Here is a 636-nt window from a genome sequence, read left to right as displayed (position 1 = left end):
AGATACGGTGATTTCCGGCAGCGTCGCCGCGTCTGATGTGGACGGAGACGCGCTCAGCTTTGCGCTGGCAACGGATGGAGCCAACGGCGAAGTCACGATGGCGGCGGATGGCAGTTACAGCTACACGCCGGATGGGGACTTCAACGGCTCGGACAGCTTTACTTATACGGTGAGTGACGGCAATGGCGGGACAGATACCCAGACCGTGACGGTCACTGTCAATGCGGTGAATGACGCGCCGGTCGCACGGGCTGGCACGGCTGTTGGTGATGAGGATACGGTGATTTCCGGCAGCGTCGCCGCGTCTGATGTGGACGGAGATACGCTCATTTTCACGCTCGCCACGGATGGAGCCAACGGCGCGGTCACGATGGCGGCGGATGGCAGTTACAGCTATACGCCGGATGGGGACTTTAACGGCTCTGACAGTTTCACATATACGGTAAGCGACGGGAATGGCGGAATCGATACCCAGACCGTGACGATCACAGTCAATGCGGTGAATGACGCGCCTGTGGCACAGGCGGGCACGGCCTCCGGTGATGAAGATACGGTGATTTCCGGCAGCGTCGCCGCGTCTGATGTGGACGGAGACGCGCTCAGCTTTGCGTTGGCCACGGATGGAGCCAACGGCGC

1 protein-coding gene is annotated in these 636 nt (G+C 61.0%); it reads left to right on the top strand.

Annotated elements, in window-relative coordinates; all coding sequences use genetic code 11:
• A partial coding sequence (locus BFV97_RS08910) for a cadherin-like domain-containing protein (protein WP_157888302.1) occupies positions 1 to 636 on the top strand: 636 nt, incomplete at both ends.

This window comes from Neptunicoccus sediminis, from assembly GCF_001719615.1.
Classification (GTDB): Bacteria; Pseudomonadota; Alphaproteobacteria; order Rhodobacterales; family Rhodobacteraceae; genus Amylibacter; species Amylibacter sediminis.
The sequence above is the reverse complement of the archived record's forward strand: the minus strand, read 5'-3'. Positions and strand labels throughout refer to the sequence as shown.